Annotated in this window: 19 protein-coding genes; 12 read left to right on the top strand and 7 right to left on the bottom strand. The window is 74.3% G+C overall.

Features of this window, described 5'->3' with window-relative positions:
- The first annotated feature begins 245 nt into the window (after window positions 1–245).
- The 4 genes from OG994_RS13910 to OG994_RS13895 all read left to right on the top strand — a co-directional run bounded on the left by OG994_RS13910 (window position 246) and on the right by OG994_RS13895 (window position 1,783).
- Window positions 246–680, top strand: coding sequence for a phage holin family protein (locus OG994_RS13910; protein WP_120328754.1), 435 nt, complete (start codon window positions 246–248; stop codon window positions 678–680).
- The gene (locus tag OG994_RS13905) at window positions 677–1,018 is read left to right on the top strand and encodes a DUF3618 domain-containing protein (RefSeq protein WP_328853486.1); all 342 of its coding nucleotides are present in this window, start codon (window positions 677–679) and stop codon (window positions 1,016–1,018) included. The genes OG994_RS13910 and OG994_RS13905 overlap by 4 nt, the downstream gene beginning before the upstream one ends.
- Window positions 1,015–1,287 carry a DUF4235 domain-containing protein gene (locus OG994_RS13900; RefSeq protein ID WP_120328752.1) on the top strand — a complete coding sequence of 91 codons (273 nt, stop codon included), beginning with the start codon at window positions 1,015–1,017 and terminating at the stop codon, window positions 1,285–1,287. Before OG994_RS13905 ends, OG994_RS13900 begins: the two co-directional genes overlap by 4 nt.
- A gap of 292 nt (window positions 1,288–1,579) precedes the next feature.
- Window positions 1,580–1,783, top strand: coding sequence for a cold-shock protein (locus OG994_RS13895; protein ID WP_007075740.1), 204 nt, complete (start codon window positions 1,580–1,582; stop codon window positions 1,781–1,783).
- Window positions 1,784–1,987: 204 nt separating this feature from the next.
- Here the strand turns inward: OG994_RS13895 and OG994_RS13890 are convergent, their stop codons facing one another.
- Together OG994_RS13890 and OG994_RS13885 are read right to left on the bottom strand one after the other, a co-directional pair.
- Window positions 1,988–2,185: a hypothetical protein gene (locus tag OG994_RS13890; RefSeq protein ID WP_120328751.1), complete on the bottom strand. Its 198-nt coding sequence runs from the start codon at window positions 2,183–2,185 to the stop codon at window positions 1,988–1,990.
- A 79-nt stretch (window positions 2,186–2,264) separates the two neighbouring features.
- A complete protein-coding gene (locus OG994_RS13885) occupies window positions 2,265–3,248 on the bottom strand; it encodes an aldo/keto reductase (RefSeq protein WP_328853485.1) in 984 nt (327 codons plus the stop codon).
- Window positions 3,249–3,334: 86 nt separating this feature from the next.
- On the opposite strand from OG994_RS13885, the gene OG994_RS13880 reads away from it, so the two are divergent.
- Window positions 3,335–4,129 carry a trans-aconitate 2-methyltransferase gene (locus OG994_RS13880; RefSeq protein ID WP_328853484.1) on the top strand — a complete coding sequence of 265 codons (795 nt, stop codon included), beginning with the start codon at window positions 3,335–3,337 and terminating at the stop codon, window positions 4,127–4,129.
- Window positions 4,126–5,148, top strand: a complete 1,023-nt coding sequence (locus OG994_RS13875; RefSeq protein WP_328853483.1) for an adenosine deaminase — start codon at window positions 4,126–4,128, stop codon at window positions 5,146–5,148. The genes OG994_RS13880 and OG994_RS13875 overlap by 4 nt, the downstream gene beginning before the upstream one ends.
- 261 nt (window positions 5,149–5,409) lie before the next feature.
- Here the strand turns inward: OG994_RS13875 and OG994_RS13870 are convergent, their stop codons facing one another.
- Together OG994_RS13870 and OG994_RS13865 are read right to left on the bottom strand one after the other, a co-directional pair.
- Window positions 5,410–6,819, bottom strand: a complete 1,410-nt coding sequence (locus OG994_RS13870; RefSeq protein ID WP_120328895.1) for a HAMP domain-containing sensor histidine kinase — start codon at window positions 6,817–6,819, stop codon at window positions 5,410–5,412.
- Between the two features lie 14 nt (window positions 6,820–6,833).
- A complete protein-coding gene (locus OG994_RS13865; RefSeq protein ID WP_120328747.1) occupies window positions 6,834–7,523 on the bottom strand; it encodes a response regulator transcription factor in 690 nt (229 codons plus the stop codon).
- A gap of 72 nt (window positions 7,524–7,595) precedes the next feature.
- Between OG994_RS13865 and OG994_RS13860 the strand changes: the two genes are divergently transcribed.
- A complete protein-coding gene (locus OG994_RS13860; protein WP_328853482.1) occupies window positions 7,596–8,516 on the top strand; it encodes an ADP-ribosylglycohydrolase family protein in 921 nt (306 codons plus the stop codon).
- A 3-nt stretch (window positions 8,517–8,519) separates the two neighbouring features.
- Here OG994_RS13860 and OG994_RS13855 read toward each other — a convergent pair whose 3' ends face one another.
- The gene (locus OG994_RS13855; RefSeq protein WP_328853481.1) at window positions 8,520–9,386 is read right to left on the bottom strand and encodes a YcnI family protein; all 867 of its coding nucleotides are present in this window, start codon (window positions 9,384–9,386) and stop codon (window positions 8,520–8,522) included.
- Window positions 9,387–9,618: 232 nt separating this feature from the next.
- Here OG994_RS13855 and thrS point away from each other — a divergent pair, with 232 nt between their 5' ends.
- Complete coding sequence (thrS, locus tag OG994_RS13850; protein ID WP_120328744.1) at window positions 9,619–11,625, top strand: threonine--tRNA ligase; 2,007 nt, start codon at window positions 9,619–9,621, stop codon at window positions 11,623–11,625.
- A gap of 105 nt (window positions 11,626–11,730) precedes the next feature.
- Here the strand turns inward: thrS and OG994_RS13845 are convergent, their stop codons facing one another.
- Window positions 11,731–12,468, bottom strand: coding sequence for a D-Ala-D-Ala carboxypeptidase family metallohydrolase (locus tag OG994_RS13845; protein ID WP_240032939.1), 738 nt, complete (start codon window positions 12,466–12,468; stop codon window positions 11,731–11,733).
- Between the two features lie 175 nt (window positions 12,469–12,643).
- On the opposite strand from OG994_RS13845, the gene OG994_RS13840 reads away from it, so the two are divergent.
- Window positions 12,644–13,192, top strand: coding sequence for an HIT family protein (locus tag OG994_RS13840; RefSeq protein ID WP_328853480.1), 549 nt, complete (start codon window positions 12,644–12,646; stop codon window positions 13,190–13,192).
- A 166-nt stretch (window positions 13,193–13,358) separates the two neighbouring features.
- Window positions 13,359–14,408 (top strand): aldo/keto reductase, encoded by a 1,050-nt coding sequence (locus OG994_RS13835; RefSeq protein ID WP_328853479.1) that lies wholly within the window; start codon window positions 13,359–13,361, stop codon window positions 14,406–14,408.
- A gap of 40 nt (window positions 14,409–14,448) precedes the next feature.
- On the opposite strand, the gene OG994_RS13830 is transcribed toward OG994_RS13835, so the two are convergent.
- A complete protein-coding gene (locus tag OG994_RS13830) occupies window positions 14,449–16,608 on the bottom strand; it encodes an elongation factor G-like protein EF-G2 (RefSeq protein WP_120328740.1) in 2,160 nt (719 codons plus the stop codon).
- Between the two features lie 252 nt (window positions 16,609–16,860).
- On the opposite strand from OG994_RS13830, the gene pgsA reads away from it, so the two are divergent.
- Both pgsA and OG994_RS13820 read left to right on the top strand, forming a co-directional pair.
- On the top strand, window positions 16,861–17,493 hold the full coding sequence (pgsA, locus tag OG994_RS13825; RefSeq protein ID WP_120328739.1) for a phosphatidylinositol phosphate synthase: 633 nt from the start codon (window positions 16,861–16,863) through the stop codon (window positions 17,491–17,493).
- The gene (locus tag OG994_RS13820) at window positions 17,490–18,404 is read left to right on the top strand and encodes a phosphatidylinositol mannoside acyltransferase (RefSeq protein ID WP_120328738.1); all 915 of its coding nucleotides are present in this window, start codon (window positions 17,490–17,492) and stop codon (window positions 18,402–18,404) included. Before pgsA ends, OG994_RS13820 begins: the two co-directional genes overlap by 4 nt.

Here is an 18,404-nt window from a genome sequence, read left to right as displayed (position 1 = left end):
TTCGTCCCCGCCAACCTCATGATCGCGTGAGTCGGGCCGCGTCCTGCCCGTGGGGCGCGGCGTTCTCTGTGTCGGGGCGTACGTGCGGCGTCCGCTGCGAGGAGTCGCCCGATCCGGGAGGTTTGACCCGGCCGTTGCGGGGGACGTGCTGCCGGACGTGTCGTCGCGGTCCGGCGGCCCCCCGCGCAGGATTGGCGAGCGGCGACTCCGGGCATACAGCGCGGTGATGATGAAAGGAGGACAGCATGGCTGACCTGGCGAACGCCCGCACATCCCGCAACGGGAGCGAGCCCTCCACCGCCGAGCTGGTGCAGCGGGCCACCGAGCAGATCTCCCGCCTGGTGCGGGACGAGCTGGCGCTGGCCCGGGCGGAGTTGACCCAGAAGGGCAAGCACGCCGGCATCGGCATCGGCCTGTTCGGCGGCGGCGGGGCGCTGGCGTTCTACGGCCTCGGGGCCCTCGTCGTCACCGCCGTGCTGCTGCTGGACCTGGTGCTGCCGGCCTGGGCCGCCGCGCTGATCATCGCGGTCGGCCTGTTCCTGCTCGCCGGGATCCTGGCCCTGATCGGCAAGCAGCAGGTCAGCCGCGCGGTCCCGCCGGTACCGGCGGCGACGGTCCGCAGCGTACGGGCGGACATGGACGTCCTCTCCGCCGCCGTGAAGGACAGGGGACGGTCATGACGGGCAACGGGCGCGTCGACACCGAGGCGCTGCGCGAGGAGATCCGGCGGACCCGGGTCGAACTGGGCGAGACGATGGAGGCGCTGGCCGCCAAGGCCGACGTCAAGGCCCGGCTGAAGGAGTCGGCCGACCAGGCGCGGCAGCGGATGCGGGAGCGGGCCGGGCAGACCGTGGCCCGGATGCGGGGGCAGGCGGCCCGCACCGCCGGGGAGGCCCGCACACAGGCACAACGCAAGGGCGACCAGGTACGGCGCAACCCGGCGCCGTGGGCGGTCGTCGCGGCCGGCGCGGTGGCCACCGTCGTCGTGCTGCTGGTCCTCCGAGGGAGGCGTAGGTGAGCAGGGGCATCGGCAAGGCGGCCTACAAACCGGTGGGCGTGCTGCTCGGTATCGCCGCCGGCACGGTCGCGGGGATGATCTTCCGGCAGGTCTGGAAGGTCACCGCGGGCGACGGCGAGGCGCCGAGCGCCACCGACGAGGACCGCCACTGGGGCGAGATCCTCGCGGCCGCGGCGTTGCAGGGCGCCATCTTCGCGGTCGTGCGCGCGGCGGTCGACCGCGGCGGCGCGATGGGCGTACGGCGGCTCACCGGCCGGTGGCCGGAGTGACCGCTGGCGGCGTGCGAGGCCCCCTCTCCGTATCGACGGGGAGGGGGCCTTTCGCACGGCGGTAAGCGCCCACCCAGCGGATCTCGGGCATCCGTCAGGTCACATGTCGGAGAATTTCGTCGGGTAGACTGTGCAGAGTTTTTGCGTACGTGGTTTGCTGATCCCCGCTGTTGAGAGATGGCGTGGGTTGAGAGAAGTCTCCTTCACCGGGGGCCGCCTCAGGCGCCGCTGCTCGAAAACGGCCAACCGGCCGCACGGCGTGCTCGGCCGCCAGTTTTAGAAGGAGATACACATGGCGCAGGGAACCGTGAAGTGGTTCAACGCTGACAAGGGCTTCGGCTTCATCACCGTCGACGGCGGGGGTGCTGACGTGTTCGTCCACTTCTCGGCCATCCAGACGAGCGGCTACCGCACTCTGGAGGAGAACCAGCGGGTGGAGTTCGAGATCGCTCAGGGCCAGAAGGGCCCGCAGGCTGAGCAGGTCCGCCCCATCTGAGCAGTACCGGCCGGCGCCCGCCGGCCAGTGGGCTGATCCGCCCTCGGATCGACAGTGGAACCCCGCGTCCCGCCCGGGACGCGGGGTTTTCCGTTTCCGCGGCCGCCAGGGCCGTTCCGCGGCCGTCCAACCCGTTCCGCGACCGGCCACGGCCGTTCCGGCCGGGCCGGCCGGACGCGCCGCAGGTCGGGTGAGCGCCGAGGGTCAGGGGCGCCGGCGGCGCGCGCGCAGGCCGATCCCGATCGCCACGAGACCGGCCAGCGCCACCACCGGGCCGATCACCACCCAGATCCGCCCGCCGGTCATCACGCTGCCCTCCACGTAGCCCAGGCCCTGCACCGTCCAGACGGCACCGATCACGACCGCCAGCAGGCCGAGCGTGAGCAGGAACCAGCCCCTCATGGCGTACCCCCTTCCCGGCGTGCCGGGTCTTCAGCATCCCTGGACGAAAGTCCCGGTGCGAGGACCGGACGCGGGCGGGTCACCACCGGTCGTGCACCTGCGGGCGGATCAGTTCGTCGTAGACGGTCTGGACACCGGCGAGCTGCTCGTCGGTGAGCGTCGGCAGTTCCGCGGCCGCCACGTTGCGGCGTGCCTGCTCGGTGGTGCGGGCGCCGGGGATGACGACGGTGACCCCCGGCTGGTCCAGCACCCAGCGCAGCGCGAACTGCGCCATCGTGCTGTCCGGTCCGACCAGCGGCGCCAGCCGGCGTACGGCGGCCAGCCCGAGCGCGAAGTCGACGCCGGAGAACGTCTCGCCGACGTCGAACGCCTCGCCGTGGCGGTTGAACGTGCGGTGGTCGTCCGGGGCGAACGTGGTGTGCTCGTCGTACCGCCCGGAGAGGAGGCCGCTGGCCAGCGGCACCCGGGCGATGATGCCCACCCCGGCGGCGGAGGCGGCGGGCAGCACCCGGTCGAGGGGCTTGTGCCGCAGGGCGTTGAGGATGATCTGCACGCTCGCCACGCCGGGGCGGGCGATCGCGGTGAGAGCCTGGTCGCAGGTCTCGACGCTCACCCCGTAGCCGGCGATGGCCTCCTCGGCGACGAGCGTGTCCAGCGCGTCGAAGACCGCGTCGTCGGCGAAGACGGCCGTGGGCGGGCAGTGCAGCTGCACCAGGTCCAGGGTGTCCACCCCGAGGTTGGCCCGGGAGCGGTCGGTCCACTCCCGGAAGTGCGCGAGGGTGTACGCCTCCGGCCGCTGCGCGACGCGGCGGCCCATCTTGGTGGCCACGGTGAGTCCGGCGTCCGGTCGGGAGCGCAGGAACCGGCCGATCAGCTGCTCGCTGCGGCCGTCGCCGTACACGTCGGCGGTGTCGAGGAACGTGACTCCGGCGTCGACGGCCGCCGCGAGGATCGCCATCGCGTCGTCCTCGGTGACCGTGCCCCAGTCGGCGCCGAGCTGCCAGGCGCCGAGGCCGACGACGCCGACGGTCCGGCCGAGCCGGGGGAAGGTGCGCTGCTCCATGCCGTCGAGCCTAGTGACCGGGTTGCCGGGCCGGGCACGGCCCCGTACGGTAAACAAGACGTACGTACGGTTTGGGAGGCGACGCCATGTGGGATCCGGCAACGTACCTGCGCTACGACGACGAGCGGTCACGTCCGTTCCACGACCTGCTCGCCCGCGTTCCGGCCGACCGGCCCCGCACGGTGGTCGACCTCGGCTGCGGCCCCGGACAACTCACCGCGAGCCTGGCCGCGCGGTGGCCGGACAGCCGCGTGATCGGGCTCGACTCGTCACCGGAGATGATCGAACGGGCCGTCGCGCTGGACGCGCCCGTCGAGTTCCGGGTGGGCGACGTCCGCGACTGGCGGCCCGATCCGGACGTCGACGTGGTGGTGACCAACGCCGTGCTCCAGTGGGTGCCGGGGCACCGGGAGCTGCTGCGGCGCTGGGCCACCGAGCTGCCGGCCGGCGCCTGGCTCGCCGTGCAGGTACCGGGCAACTTCGACGCGCCCTCGCACCGCGCGCTGCGCGAGGTCGCCGCGCGTCCGGCCTGGCGGGCGGAGCTGCTGCCCCTGCTGCGGGAGGCCCCGGTCGACGATCCGGCCAACTACGCGGCGCTCCTGACCGGTGCCGGGTGCACGGTGGACGCCTGGGAGACTACCTACGTGCACCTGCTCCCGGTCCGCGCCGCCGCCGCGCACCCCGTGCTCACCTGGATGGAGGGGACCGCGTTGCGGCCGGTCCGCGCGGCCCTCGACGCCGCGCGCTGGGCCGACTTCCGCGCCGAACTGGAGGTACGCCTCGGGCAGGCGTACCCGGCCCACCTGGGGCAGGTCTCCTTTCCGTTCCGCCGTGTCTTCGTGGTCGCCCGCACCGGCGCCCGTGCCGAGGAGAACCTGTGACCGACCTGCCCACCTTCATCGCCGGCCTGCCCAAGGTGGAGCTGCACGTCCACCACGTGGGCTCCGCCTCCCCCCGGATCGTCGCCGAGCTGGCCGCCCGCCACGAGGGGCGTACCCCCGTGCCGGCCGACCCGGCCGCGCTGGTCGACTACTTCGAGTTCCGCGACTTCGCCCACTTCATCGAGGTCTACCTGAGCGTGGTCGACCTGATCCGCGACCAGGAGGACGTCTGGCTCCTCACCCACGAGGTGGCCCGGGAGCTGGCCCGCCAGCAGGTGCGGTACGCCGAGCTGACCATCACCCCGTACTCGCACGTCCGGCGGGGCATCCCGGCGCCCGCGTTCTGCGAGGCGATCGAGGACGCCCGCAAGCGCGCCGAGGCCGACTTCGGCATCGAGCTGCGCTGGTGCTTCGACATCCCGGGCGAGGCGGGCCTCGCGTCCGCGGAGGAGACACTGCGCATCGCGCTGGAGCAGCACCCCGACGGCCTGGTCAGCTTCGGGCTGGGCGGACCGGAGATCGGCGTGCCCCGGCCGCAGTTCAAGCCGTACTTCGACCAGGCCCGCGCCGCCGGGCTGCGCTCCGTGCCGCACGCCGGGGAGACCACCGGCCCGGAGACCATCTGGGACGCGCTGCGCGACCTGGGCGCCGAGCGGATCGGGCACGGCATCGCCGCGGCGCAGGACCCGGAGCTGCTGGCGTACCTGGCCGAGCGGCGCATCGCCATGGAGGTGTGCCCCACCTCGAACGTCCGCACCCGCGCCGTCGCCAGCCTCGACGAGCACCCGCTGCCGCGCCTGGTCGAGGCGGGCCTGCTCGTCACCGTCAACTCCGACGACCCGCCGATGTTCGGCACCACCCTCAACGACGAGTACGCGGTGGCCGCCCGCCTGCTCGACCTCGGGCCGGAGGGCGTCGCCGGGCTGGCCCGGGACGCGGTGACGGCCTCGTTCCTGGCCCCGGCCGACAAGCAGCGCATCACCGCGGAGATCGACGCCTACCTGGCCACCGCCCGCTGAGGAGCGGGTGCCAGGCCGCGGGCGGTGTCCGCCCCGGCGGCGGACCTGAGGCGTGGAAGAGATACGGGCGCGCGGCGGGAGCAGGTGTGGGGGGACCGTTCTCCCGCCGCGCGCACGTGCTCCACCGGTCGGTGGGTGCGCGGGGCGCTGGCCGGTGGAACTGATGGGTTCGTGTCCGAATCCTGTCAGCCGCCGAGCCGCCCGGCGCCGCCGTTAAGCCGGATCTAAGGAAGACTTGCGTCCCGCCACAGCCAGGCGGCGTCAGCGTCCGTTGCGCTGCCGGGGCCAGCGGCGGCCGGCGCCCTTCTGCTCGCGGGCCTCGCGCGCCATCCGGCCGACCAGCCCGAACCGGTTGACCGGCCGGGGCGTCGCCTCCGGGTCGGCGAGCAGCATGACCACGCTGGCCCCGCCGAGCTGGGCCCGGTCGATGCTCACCGAGCCGTTGGCCTGCAACGCCACCCGCTTGGCGATGTCCAGGCCGAGCCCGGTCGAGCCCTGGTCGCTCGCGCCCCGGCGCAGCGCCCGGTCGGGGTTCGCGATGCCCGGGCCGGCGTCGTCGATGCGGATCGCCACGTACCCGTCGCGGCGGGAGACGGCCACCTCGAACGCCGTGCCCTGGGGGGTGTACCGGAAGACGTTGCCGATGACCGCGTCCAGGGCGGCGGCCAGTTCGGCGCGCGGCACGGGCGCCGGGATGCGCAGGTGCGCGCCGATGACCCGGTGCGGCCGGTTCTGGTCACCGGCGAGCGCCGACCAGAACACCATCCGGTCCCGCACCACCTCGCTGACGTCGCACATCGCCGGCCCGGTGTCGTGGGTGACCGCCTTGCGGGTGGTCTTGATGAGGACGTCGACCTCGCCCTCGAGGGTGGCGATCGCCTGCCGGATGCGCCGGATCCCGCGCCGGCGGTCCAGCTCGGCCTCGCTGAACGTCCCCATGCTGGTGTCGTCCGGATCCAGCGCCTCCGCGTCGAGGCGGAGCGCGGTCAGCGGCGTACGCAGCCGGTGCGACAGGTCGGCCACGAGTTCCCGCTCGTCGGCGCGGGCGGCGACGAGACGCTCCGCCATCCGGTTGAACGCGTGCCCGGCCTCGGCCAGCTCGCGCGGGCCGCTCGGCTCCACCCGGGCGCCCAGGTCCCCGTCGCCGATCGCGAGAGCCCCGTGGACGAGGCCGCGGGTGGCGTCCACCGTGCGGGTGGCGACCCGGTCGACCACCAGGACCGCCGCGCCGACGAGGACGACGGCGACCCCCGCGAGGAGCAGCCACCGGCTCCCGCCGCCCAGGGCGGCGTCGGGCACGAAGACCTCGACCACGGCGACCCGGTCGCCGAGCACCACCGGGTCGAGCCGGGCCGCGCCGCCGGCCACGTCGACGACGAGGGAACGCCGCTCCGCGCGGGCCTGGTCGAGGTCGGCCGCGCCGGCACGGCCGGTGGCGGTGCCGTCGCCGAGGCCGTGCACGACCGGACGGGTGGCCGGGTCGCCCCCGCTGGCGGCCACCGCCCGCTCGATCACCTTCGGATCGGTGCTGACGGCGAGCGCCCCGGTGACGAGCGCGCTGCGCCGGGCCGCGTCCGCGATCGCCTCGTCCCGGGCCCGGTCGCCGAGGACGAGGGCGAGCGGGACGAGGAACGCCAGCGCCACGACGGCGCAGCAGCCGGCCGTGAGCAGGGCCAGCGTGCTCCTCAGTCCGGCGCCACCAGCCGGAAGCCGACCCCCCGCACGGTGCGCAGGTAGCGCGGCTTCGCCGCGGACTCGCCCATCTTGCGACGGAGCCAGTAGAGGTGAACGTCGATGGTCTGGTCCTCGCCGACCGACGGCTGCCGCCATACCTCCTCCAAGAGCTCCCGGCGGGACACTACCCGCCCGGGACGTGCGGCGAGATACGCCAGCAGGTCGAATTCCTTGCGGGTGAGCGCCAGCGGCACGCCGTCGAGGTGGGCGGTGCGCTCGCCGACGTCCACCCGCAGCCCGCCGACGACGTGCACGGCGGGCTGGACCGTACGGCTGGCCCGGCCGACCCGCCGCAGCACGGTGGTGATCCGGGCGTCGAGGTGTGCCCCCGTGAACGGTTTGACCATGTAGTCGTCGGCGCCGGCGCGCAGCAGCCGGACCACCGACTGCTCGTCGTCGCGGGCGGTCGCGATGATGATCGGTACGTCGGTGATGCCGCGCAGCATCCGCAGGGCGTCCGAGCCGTCCAGGTCGGGCAGGCCGAGATCGAGCACCACGAGGTCGGGTGTCTCGGCGGCGACCCGGCGCAGCGCGTCCAGCGCCGTGCCGACGGCGTGCACCGCGTGCCCCCGGTCGGCGAGGGACCGCAGCATCGCGCCGCGTACGACGTGATCGTCTTCGACCAGGAGGACGGTGGCCACGCCAAGACGGTACTCGTGGTGGCAAGTTGATCGCGTTGCGGCGTACCGGTGAACCCGGCAAGCTGGGCAACGATGTCCTTCACGCTCTTTCCCGACGCGCGCGCAGCGCTCGCCCGGGACTGCCTCGCCGGCCTGTCGGTCGGCGACGCCCTCGGCGCGCAGTTCCTCGTACCGGGCCGCCCGGCCGCCGACCTGGCGGCCGGACGCCTCCCGCCCGCGCCGTGGGAGTGGACCGACGACACCGAGATGGCCTGCTCGGTCCTCGCGGAACTGGTCGAGTCGGGCGGGATCGACCGGGACCGGCTGGCACTCGCCTTCGCCGAGCGGGCCGAACCCCGCCGGGGGTACGGCCCGGGAGCCGTGACCATCCTGCGGCTGATCCGCGCCGGCACGCCCTGGCCGGTGGCCGCCGCGTCGGCGTTCGACGGGCAGGGCTCCTGCGGCAACGGGGCGGCCATGCGGGTGGGGCCGGTCGGGGCGTACTTCGCCGACTCCACGGCGCGCGCCGCGGCGCACGCCCGCGCCTCGGCCGAGGTGACGCACGCCCACCCGGAGGGGATCGCCGGAGCGGTGGCCGTGGCGGTCGCCGCCGCGCTGGCCGCGCGGGGCCGGTTGGACGGGTACCGTCCGGCGCCGGACCGGCTGCTCGCCGGGGTCGCCGCCGCGCTCGACCCGGCCACCGAGGTCCACCGCCGGGTACGCCGCGCCGCCGACCTGCTCGGCCGACCGCTGCCGCAGGTGGTGGCGGCGCTGGGCAACGGCTCCCGGGTCACCGCGCAGGACACGGTGGGCTTCACCCTCTGGGTCGCCGCCACGCACCTCGACGACTACCCGGCTGCCGTCGGGGCCTGCGTCGAGGCGGGCGGGGACGTGGACACGACCGCGGCGATCGCGGGCGGCGTGGTGGCCGCGTACGGCGGTGTGGGCGACCCCGGGGGCGTGCCGGGGGACTGGCTCGCCGCGCGCGAGCCCCTCCCCACGTGGCTCCCCTGACCGTCACCCGTCGGTGCTCGGCAGGCGCCATCCGGTGCTCCCCGCCCCGTCGACCGAGGAGCGGCGGCGCCACCGGCTGGCGAGCCAGCCGATCGCCGCGCCACCGGCCAGCCCGGCGAGCAGGCCCGTGGTGAGCAGCAGGTCGGTCCGGCCGACCGTCCCGCCGCCGTCGTCGGGTCGCGCGGCGGTACCCTCGCCGCCCGGCCCGCTGCCGTCCGCGCCGCCCGGCGCGCTGCCGCCGCCCGGCGCGCTGCCGCCGGCCGTGCCCGCGCCGCCCGGCCCACTGCCGTTCACGCCGGCCGGCGCGCCGTGGCCGGCGTGCCCGGCGCCGCCGCCCGGGTCGGCGGGGAGCAGCGTGAGCACCGGTGCCCGGTGGGCGCCGTCCGTGTCGGCCCAGCGCACCACGGTGCCGTCGGCGTACGTCTGGATCACCGGGAAGGTGAGCCGCCCGGTGCGGGGCAGCGGCCCCATGGACAGCGGCAGCCGGGCCGGGCCGGCGCCCGCCTCGCCCACCCGGATCCACGTCACCGCCGTGGTGACCGTGCTCACCCCGCCCGCGTGGAGGCCGGCCACCGGCTCGTCGAGCGTGCGGGAGGTGATGCGGGGCGCCCAGCCGGGCACCGACATGGGGTACACCTCGGCGATCGGCGTGTCCGCGGGCAGCCGGACCTCGACCTGCCGGGTCCGGGTGCCGGTGCGCTCCTCGGGCACCACGAACTCCAGCCGTACGGCGTCACCCTGCCGGGCCTGGCTCGGTGTGGTCGTCACCTGCGCCGCGTACGCGGTGCCCGGCCAGCCGAGCACCGCGACGGCGAGCAGGGTTGCCGCCGCCCCGGCCGCGCGTCGACGGTCGCCTCGGGTCGTCGCCATGTCGCGTCCCCATCCGTGTCCTGGGCGGCCGACACCGGAAGTCGGCCACACCCGGTAGTTCGGCCGCTGGCGGCGAAAGGTTCAACGCGGGCGGGCGCGTGTCGGGAGAGCCGGTCGGCGAGGGCACACGCGCGCGGCTGAGGCGTCGGCGGTCGGGGTGCGACGGCGGACCGATAGCATCGGCGAGGGCCGTACCGGCCCGGTCTGTGCCGTCTGCTTTCGAGGAGTCACCGTGTCCGCACCCCGTACCCCCGCCGTGGCCGACCCCGTCGTCGTCGCCGCCGGGACGACGGCGGCCGACGCGGTGGCCGCGGCGGAGCTGCCCATGACCGGCCCGAAGGCGATCGTCGTGGTCCGCGACCCCGAGGGGCAGTTGCACGACCTGGACTGGCGGCCGGCCACCGACACCGAGGTCGAGCCGGTCAGCATCGACTCGCCGGACGGGCTGAACGTGCTGCGCCACTCGACCGCCCACGTGCTCGCCCAGGCCGTGCAGGACGTCTTCCCGGAGGCGAAGCTCGGCATCGGCCCGCCGATCGAGAACGGCTTCTACTACGACTTCGCCGTCGACAAGCCGTTCCAGCCGGACGACCTGGCGCGGCTCGAGAAGCGGATGCAGGAGATCGTCAAGTCGGGCCAGCGGTTCCGGCGGCGCCGGTTCGCGAACCTCGACGAGGCGCGCGCGGAGCTGGCCGCCGAGCCGTTCAAGCTGGAGCTGATCGACATCAAGGGGGAGGGGCTGGACTCCTCCGAGGTGATGGAGGTCGGCGGCGGCGAGCTGACGATCTACGACAACCTCGCGGCGAACGAGGACAAGGTCTGCTGGTCGGACCTGTGCCGGGGGCCGCACCTGCCGAACACCCGGCTCATCGGGGCGTTCAAGCTCATGCGGTCCGCCGCGGCGTACTGGCGGGGATCGGAGAAGAACCCGCAGCTCCAGCGGGTGTACGGCACCGCCTGGCCGACGCGGGACGAACTCAAGGCGTACCTGAAGCTGCTGGAGGAGGCCGCCCGGCGCGACCACCGCAAGCTCGGCGCCGACCTCGACCTGTTCAGCTTCCCCGACGAGATCGGCTCCGGTCTCGCCGTCTTCCACCCCAAGGGCGGCATCATCCGCCGGGAGATGGAGAACTACTCGCGCCGCCGGCACGAGGACGCGGGCTACGAGTTCGTCAACACCCCGCACATCACCAAGGCGCACCTCTTCGAGACGTCCGGCCACCTGCCGTACTACGCGGACACCATGTTCCCGCCCATGCAGCTGGAGGGCGCGGACTACTACCTCAAGGCCATGAACTGCCCGATGCACAACCTGATCTTCAAGGCGCGCGGGCGGTCGTACCGGGAGCTGCCGCTGCGGCTGTTCGAGTTCGGCACGGTCTACCGGTACGAGAAGTCCGGTGTGGTGCACGGCCTCACCCGGGTGCGCGGGCTGACCCAGGACGACTCGCACATCTACTGCACCCGGGAGCAGATGCCCGGCGAGCTGAGCGCGCTGCTGACCTTCGTGCTCGACCTGCTGCGCGACTACGGCCTCGACGACTTCTACCTGGAGCTGTCCACCCGGGACGACTCGCCAAAGTTCATCGGCAGCGACGAGGACTGGGCCGAGGCCACCGAGGCGCTGCGCGTCGCGGCCGAGCAGTCCGGCCTCGAACTGGTGCCGGACCCGGGCGGCGCGGCCTTCTACGGTCCGAAGATCTCCGTGCAGGCCAAGGACGCCATCGGCCGGACGTGGCAGATGTCCACCATCCAGGTCGACTTCAACCAGCCGGCGCGGTTCGGGCTGGAGTACCAGGCCGCCGACGGCACCCGGCAGCAGCCGGTGATGATCCACCGGGCGCTGTTCGGCTCGATCGAGCGGTTCTTCGGCGTGCTCACCGAGCACTACGCGGGCGCCTTCCCGGCCTGGCTGGCGCCCGTGCAGGTGGTCGGCATCCCGATCCGGGACGACCACACCGACTACCTGCACGGCTTCGTGGCGGCCCTGCGCGCCGAGGGGATCCGCGCCCAGGTCGACGCGGGCGACGACCGGATGCAGAAGAAGATCCGTACGGCGCAGCAGCAGAAGATCCCGTTCATGGTGATCGCCGGCGACGACGACGTGGCGGCCGGCACGGTGTCGTTCCGCTACCGGGACGGGTCGCAGCGCAACGGGGTGCCGATCCCGGAGGCGGTGAACCACGTCCTCGACGTGGTGAAGTCCCGCACGAACACCGGCCCGTCGGCCCAGATGTGAGCGGCGCCCCGCCGGCGTACCGCTCCTGACCGTGCACGATCCACGGTGTGGTGGCCTCCCGAGGGCGGGGAGGCCACCACATCCGCGTTCGAGCGCCCGGCGGGGTCAGATGCCGCAGTTCGGCGCGGACCAGGTCCGCGTCGACTTGTGCGCGACGTGGGTGTGGTCGTTGTGGTCGGGGTAGCCGGGGCCGAGGATCTCGTTGAAGCCGTGGTACCGGGCCTGCTGGGCGAGCCGGCACAATGAGTGCGGGCCGGCGCCCAGGTCGACGGCGTCGCCGTAGAGGTGCCGGCTCGTCGACGACCCGCCGACCGCGCTGTTGCAGGCGTAGCTGCGGAACGCGCTCGTCACGACGATCTGCTGGTCACCCAGGGCGTGGCGCATGGCCTGGAGCTTCCACATGGCCACCCGGGCGTTGTACCGGGCGGTGCTGGCCGACACCGCGCCGCCGGACCAGTCGCTGTTGCAGTCGTTGAGTTCGGCGTAGCTGAAGTTGACCGGTGTGCAGTCGTCGTCCTGCAACGCGTAGATCCGGTTGAAGGTCTGCGGGCCGGCGATGCCGTCGGCCGCCAGGCCGTACGCCTGCTGGAAGCGCGCCACGGCCGCCCGGGTGGCCGGCCCGTACGCCCCGTCGATGGTGAGCACGGCGCCGTAGCCCGGGTAGCCGGCCACGCGGATCTGCAACTGCCGGACGTCCTCGCCCGACATCCCCTCCGACAGGGTGCGCCCCCACGTGTAGCAGCCGTCGGCGTGGGCGGCGCCGGCGGTGACGGTGACACCCAGCACCGTGCTGACGGCGGTCAGCGCGAGGGCCGCGAGGATCGTGCCGATTCGTCGGATCACAGGAAAGCCTCCATCGGTACATGGAAGTGCATGAATGAATGGAAGTTTCAGTCGTGGGCATCGAGTCGTCAACAACTTCCATTTCCCGCGTTCCTGCACAGCCGACATTCCGGTCGCGGGACGTACGCCGGGTGGCAGCCGCCGGCGGCCGTCGGCGGTCCGTAGGATCGCCGGTGTGACTGGGGCGGAACGGCACACGGACAGCGACGGATTGGCCGACGGCCTGGAGCGGCTCTGGACGCCGCACCGGATGACCTACATCTCGGGCGAGGAGCGCCCGGCCGAGGGCTACGAGAAGCCCACCGGCTGCCCGTTCTGCCGGGCGCCGCAGGCACCGCCGGAGGAGAGTCTCGTCGTGGCGCGCGGCAGGCACGTCTACGCCGTGCTCAACCTGTACCCGTACAACCCCGGCCACCTGCTGGTCTGCCCGTACCGGCACGTGGCCGACTACACCGAGCTGGACGAGGCGGAGACGGTCGAGCTGGCGGCGTTCACGCAGACCGCGATGCGGGTCATCCGCGCGGTCAGCAGCGCGCACGGCTTCAACCTCGGCATGAACCAGGGCGGGGTGGCCGGCGCCGGCATCGCCGCGCACCTGCACCAGCACGTGGTGCCCCGCTGGGGCGGCGACGCGAACTTCATGCCGGTCATCGGACGGACCAAGGTCCTCCCGCAGCTGCTCGCCGACACCCGCGAGCTGCTCGCGCGCGCCTGGCCGTCCTGACCCACGTCACGCGGCCGGCCGGGGGCGGGCGCCGCCGGCCCGTCGCCGATGCCCCGCGCCGCGCCGCCGCCTGCGCCGACCATGCCCTACGCGCCCGGCGGGTGGCGCGGTGTGGCGACGGGCTGTCGTGCCGGGCGCGAGGTGGCACGATCGGCGGGTGGCGGACATGACACGGACGTTGGGGCGCAGCGGCATCGCGGTCAGCGCCCTCGGCATGGGCTGCTGGGCCATCGGCGGCCCGTGGGCGGAGGGCGACCAGCCCCTCGGCTGGGGCGCCGTCGACGACGAGGAGTCGGTGCGGGCCATCCGTCGCGCCCTCGACCTCGGCGTCACCCTCTTCGACACCGCCGACACGTACGGCGCGGGGCACGGCGAGCGCGTCCTCGGGCGGGCGCTCGCGGGCCGGCGGGACGAGGCGGTGATCGCCACCAAGTGGGGCTACACCTTCGACGAGGCGACGCGGCAGGTCACCGGTGAGGACGCCTCGCCCGCGTACCTGCGCCGGGCGGTCGTCGCCTCGCTGCGCCGGCTCGGCACCGACCGCATCGACCTGTACCAGCTGCACCTGGCCGACCTGCCGGTGCCCCGGGCCGAGGCGCTCGTCGGCACCCTGGAGGATCTCGTGGCCGAGGGGCTCGTCCGGGCGTACGGCTGGAGCACCGACCGCACCGACCGGGCCGAGGCGTTCGGGCAGGCCGCCCCCGGCGCGACCGCCGTGCAGCACGCCCTGTCGGTGCTCCGCGACGCCCCCGACCTGCTCGCCGTCTGCGACAAGTACGACCTGGCCAGCGTCAACCGGGGGCCGCTCGGGATGGGGCTGCTCACCGGCAAGTACACGGCCGCCTCCACGCTGCCCCGCGACGACGTGCGCGGGCTGGCTCCCGGCTGGTTGGAGTGGTTCCGGGGCGGGCGGCCGGCGCCGGAGTGGCTGCGCCGGGTGGCCGCCGTGCGGGACGCGCTGACCGCCGACGGGCGCACGCTGGCGCAGGGCGCGCTCGGCTGGATCTGGGCGCGCAGCGGCCGGACGGTCCCGATCCCGGGCTGCCGCACAGTGGCGCAGGTGGAGGAGAACGCCGCCGCGCTGGAGCGCGGCCCGCTCGCCCCGGACCAGTTCGCCGAGGTGGAGCGCCAGCTCGCCGCGTTGCGCAGCGCCGCCCTGCGCGACGCCGACCACCCCCGCTTCCCCAGTCCGGCCGCCCCCGCCACGCATCCCTGACCCGCCACCTGGACGGGGCGGGGAGCGGCCCGGGCGGCGGTCAGGTGGTGGGGTGCTCCTTGCGGACCTGGTCGGCCAGGTGCGGCGGCATGGGGTCGTACCGGACGAAGCTGCGGCGGAACGTGCCGGTGCCGGAGGTCATCGAGCGCAGCTCCACCGCGTAGCGGAGCAGTTCGGTGGCGGGCACCTCGGCGCGGACGAGGGTGCGTCCCTCGCCGTCCGGGTCCGGCTCGGTGCCGAGCACCCGCCCCCGCCGGCCGGAGAGGTCACCCATCACGGCGCCCACCGACGGGTCCGGCACCCGGATCGTCACCTCGTCGATCGGCTCCAGCAGCGTCGGCTGCCCCTTCTCGGCCGCGTCCCGCAGGGCGAGTGCCCCGGCGGTCTGGAACGCCGCGTCGGAGGAGTCCACGCTGTGCGCCTTGCCGTCGAAGAGCGTCACCCGCAGGTCCACCACCGGGTAGCCGGCCACCAGGCCCCGCTCCATCTGGGCCCGGACGCCCTTCTCGACCGACGGGATGTAGTTGTGCGGCACCGCGCCGCCGACCACCCGGTCCACGAACTCGAAGCCGGCGCCCCGGGGCAGCGGCTCGACCTCGATGTCGCAGACGGCGTACTGGCCGTGGCCGCCGGACTGCTTCACGTGCCGGCCGTGCCCCTTCGCCGAGGTGGTGAACGTCTCCCGCAGGGCCACCCGCACCGGCTCGGTGTCCAGGTCGACGCCGCCGGCGCGCAGCCGGTCCAGCACCACGTCGGCGTGCGCCTCCCCCATGCACCAGAGCACCAACTGGTGGGTCTCCGCGTTGCGCTCCAGCCGCAGGGTCGGGTCGCCGGCCACCAGCCGGGCCAGGTTGCGGGCGAGGGCGTCCTCGTCCGACCGGCTCCGCGCCACGATCGCCACCGGCAGCAGCGGCTCGGGCATCTCCCAGGGCGCGACGAGCAACGGCTCGTCCTTGGCGGAGATCGTGTCGCCGGTCTCCGCGCTGCCGGACTTCGTGATCGCGCAGATGTCACCGGCGACGCAGGCCGACACCTCGCGCAGGGCGGCGCCGAGCGGGGTGTAGATGTGCCCCACCCGCTCGTCGGCGTCGTGGTCGGGGTGCCCGCGTTCGGCCAGGCCGTGCCCGGAGACGTGGACCGTCTGCTCCGGCCGCAGCGTGCCGGAGAAGACCCGGACCAGGGAGACCCGCCCCACGTGCCGGTCGATGGTGGTCTTGACGACCTCGGCGACCAGCGGCCCGTCCGGGTCGCAGGCCAGCGGCGGGCGCGGCGTCCCGTCGACCCCGGTCACGGCCGGCAGGTCGTGCTCCAGGGGGGACGGGAAGGCGGAGGTGAGCACCTCCAGCAGCGCGTCCAGCCCGACGCCGGTCTCCGCGCACACCGGCACCACGGGGTAGAAGTGGCCCCGGGCGACCGCCTTCTCCAGGTCGTCGATCAGCACGTCGGTGCCGATCTCCTCGCCTTCGAGGTAGCGGTCCATCAACGACTCGTCCTCGCTCTCGGCGATGATCCCCTCGATCAGCTCGTTGCGGGACTCCACGATCGCGGGCAGGTGCTCCGGGTCCGGCTCCCGCACCTGGGCGGGCAGCCCGCCCGTGTAGTCGAAGACGCGGCGGGTGATGAGGCCGAGCAGACCGACGGTCGACACACCGTCGTCACCGAGCATCGGCAGGTAGAGCGGGAGCACGTTGTCGCCGAACACGCGCTGGCAGAGCGCCACGGCCTCGTCGAAGTCGGCCCGGGGGTGGTCCAGCCGGGAGACGGCGACCGCGCGGGGCATGTCCACGGCGGCGCACTCCTCCCACAGCGCGGCGGTGGCCGCGTCCATCCCGTCGACGGCGGACACGACGAAGAGCGCCGCGTCGGCGGCGCGCAGCCCGGCGCGCAGCTCGCCGACGAAGTCGGCGTAGCCGGGCGTGTCCAGGAGGTTCACCTTGACGCCGGCGTGCAGCAGCGGCGCGCAGGCCAGACTCACCGACCGCTGCTGGCGTACGGCGGCGGGGTCGTGGTCGCAGACGGTGGTGCCGTCGGTGACGGCGCCGGCGCGCCCGATCGTGCCGGTGGCCGCGAGCAGCGCCTCGACCAGTGTGGTCTTGCCCGCTCCGGAGTGCCCCACGAGCACGACGTTGCGGACCCTGCCGGGCTCGGTCACCACCGGCGCGCCGCCGGTGACCCCCTTCTCCTGACTCTTCTGCGCCATGGGGCGCACCTCCCTCAGCCGGTGGTGGTGGCGACCGCCGCGCGTGACGGGACAGCGGCCCGGGGCGGGTGCGCGGCGATATCCTCCGGTGGTCTGCTGCACAGCGGGACTCGGACGGGCGGATGGGTGACCTGGGTCACCTTCCTGACCCGATCTCACACCGGTTGCCCGACGGGCACAAGCCTCCTCCGCGCCAGCCCGGTCGACCGGCCGTATCGCCGCACCTGGGTGGACCGTTATCGTGGGACCGCCATGGCGAAGATCTTCCAAGTGTCGGCCCGAGCGGGGATGACCCGCGTCGTCGAGCCCGTCGCACGCGGCCTGCTCCGTGCGGGCGTCACCCCCAACGCGGTCACCGTGACCGGGACCGTCGGCGTGCTCGTCGGCGCCCTGGGCTTCGGCGCCCGCGGCCACCTCGTGGCCGGCGCGCTGATCGTCACGGTCTTCGCGCTCACCGACCTGCTCGACGGCACGATGGCCCGGATGAGCGGCGGCTCGACCCGGTTCGGCGCGTTCCTCGACTCGAGCATGGACCGGATCGCCGACAGCGCCGTCTTCGGCGCGGTCGCGTACTGGCTGGCCACCCAGGGTGACCACGCCGGCGTGGCCGCCGCGCTGGTCTGCCTGGCCGCCGGCGGCCTGGTCTCCTACGTGAAGGCCCGCGCCGAGGGACTCGGCATGACCGCCAACGTGGGCGTCGCCGAACGCACCGAGCGGCTGCTGATCGTCGGGGTCGGTGGCCTGCTCACCGGCCTGGGGGTCGACCCGGCGCTGCAGATCGCGCTCTGGTTGCTCGCCGCCGTGTCGATCTTCACGGTCGGGCAGCGCATGGTGCACGTCCACCGGCAGGCGCAGAAGCTGCCGGCAGCGGGTGGAAACGGGTGAACCTCACCGAGCTCGGCTACGTGGCCGGCTGGCGGTTGGTGCGCGCACTGCCGCGCCCGCTGGTCGCCGCCGCGTTCCGGGCGGGCGCCGACCGGGTCCACCGCCGGGGAGGCGGTGGGGGTACGGCCCGGCTGCGCGCCAACCTGCGCCGGGTCGTCGGGCCGGGGATGCCCGAGGCCGAGCTGGACGAACTGGTCCGCCGCGGCCTGCGCTCGTACGCCCGGTACTGGATGGAGGCGTTCCGGCTGCCCGCGCTGAGCCGCGAGCAGATCCTCGCCACGTTCCGGCTCGACCAGGAGGAGCTGCTCTCCTCCGCCGTGGCCGCCGGCCGGGGCGTGGTGATCGCCCTGCCGCACGCGGGCAACTGGGACGCCGCCGGCGCCTGGGTGGCCGCGAACGGCTGGCCGATCACCACGGTCGCCGAGCGACTCAAGCCGGAGGGCGTCTACGAACGTTTCCTCGCCTTCCGGCAGCGCCTCGGCATGGAGATCCTGCCCACCCAGGGCGGCGAGCGGCCCGCGTTCGACGTGCTCGTCGACCGGCTGCGCGCCGGGGCGGTGGTGCCGCTGCTGGCCGACCGGGACCTCTCCGCCCGGGGCGTCGAGGTGGACTTCTTCGGCGCCCGTACGCGGATGCCGGCCGGCCCGGCCCTGCTGGCGCTGCGTACCGGGGCGCCGCTCTACGTGGCCTCCCTCTGGTACGAGCCGACCGTGGCGTGCGCCTCGATCGAGGGCCCGCTGCCGGTGCCCGGCCCCGAGGAGGGGCCGCTCGACCAGCGCGTCCGTACGCTGACCCAGCGCGTCGCCGACGAGCTGGCCGCGGGCATCGCGCGGCACCCGGAGGACTGGCACATGCTGCAACGGATGTGGCTCGACCAGCGGAGCCCGGCAGTCGTGGACAGAGGGCGATGA

This window comes from Micromonospora globbae, assembly GCF_036184225.1.
Taxonomy (GTDB): domain Bacteria; phylum Actinomycetota; class Actinomycetes; order Mycobacteriales; family Micromonosporaceae; genus Micromonospora; species Micromonospora globbae.
Note: the sequence above shows the minus strand (reverse complement) of the source record. Positions and strands in the feature narration are given on the sequence as shown.

What these genes read in the sequence shown, in the direction of transcription:
- pgsA (WP_120328739.1), top strand. Translation starts at nt 16,861, where the DNA reads ATGGCGAAGATCTTCCAAGTGTCGGCCCGAGCGGGGATGACCCGCGTC.
- OG994_RS13855 (WP_328853481.1), bottom strand. Translation starts at nt 9,386, where the DNA reads ATGGCGACGACCCGAGGCGACCGTCGACGCGCGGCCGGGGCGGCGGCA.
- OG994_RS13880 (WP_328853484.1), top strand. Translation starts at nt 3,335, where the DNA reads ATGTGGGATCCGGCAACGTACCTGCGCTACGACGACGAGCGGTCACGT.
- OG994_RS13895 (WP_007075740.1), top strand. Translation starts at nt 1,580, where the DNA reads ATGGCGCAGGGAACCGTGAAGTGGTTCAACGCTGACAAGGGCTTCGGC.
- OG994_RS13885 (WP_328853485.1), bottom strand. Translation starts at nt 3,248, where the DNA reads ATGGAGCAGCGCACCTTCCCCCGGCTCGGCCGGACCGTCGGCGTCGTC.
- OG994_RS13860 (WP_328853482.1), top strand. Translation starts at nt 7,596, where the DNA reads ATGTCCTTCACGCTCTTTCCCGACGCGCGCGCAGCGCTCGCCCGGGAC.
- OG994_RS13910 (WP_120328754.1), top strand. Translation starts at nt 246, where the DNA reads ATGGCTGACCTGGCGAACGCCCGCACATCCCGCAACGGGAGCGAGCCC.
- OG994_RS13835 (WP_328853479.1), top strand. Translation starts at nt 13,359, where the DNA reads ATGACACGGACGTTGGGGCGCAGCGGCATCGCGGTCAGCGCCCTCGGC.
- OG994_RS13830 (WP_120328740.1), bottom strand. Translation starts at nt 16,608, where the DNA reads ATGGCGCAGAAGAGTCAGGAGAAGGGGGTCACCGGCGGCGCGCCGGTG.
- OG994_RS13905 (WP_328853486.1), top strand. Translation starts at nt 677, where the DNA reads ATGACGGGCAACGGGCGCGTCGACACCGAGGCGCTGCGCGAGGAGATC.
- OG994_RS13890 (WP_120328751.1), bottom strand. Translation starts at nt 2,185, where the DNA reads ATGAGGGGCTGGTTCCTGCTCACGCTCGGCCTGCTGGCGGTCGTGATC.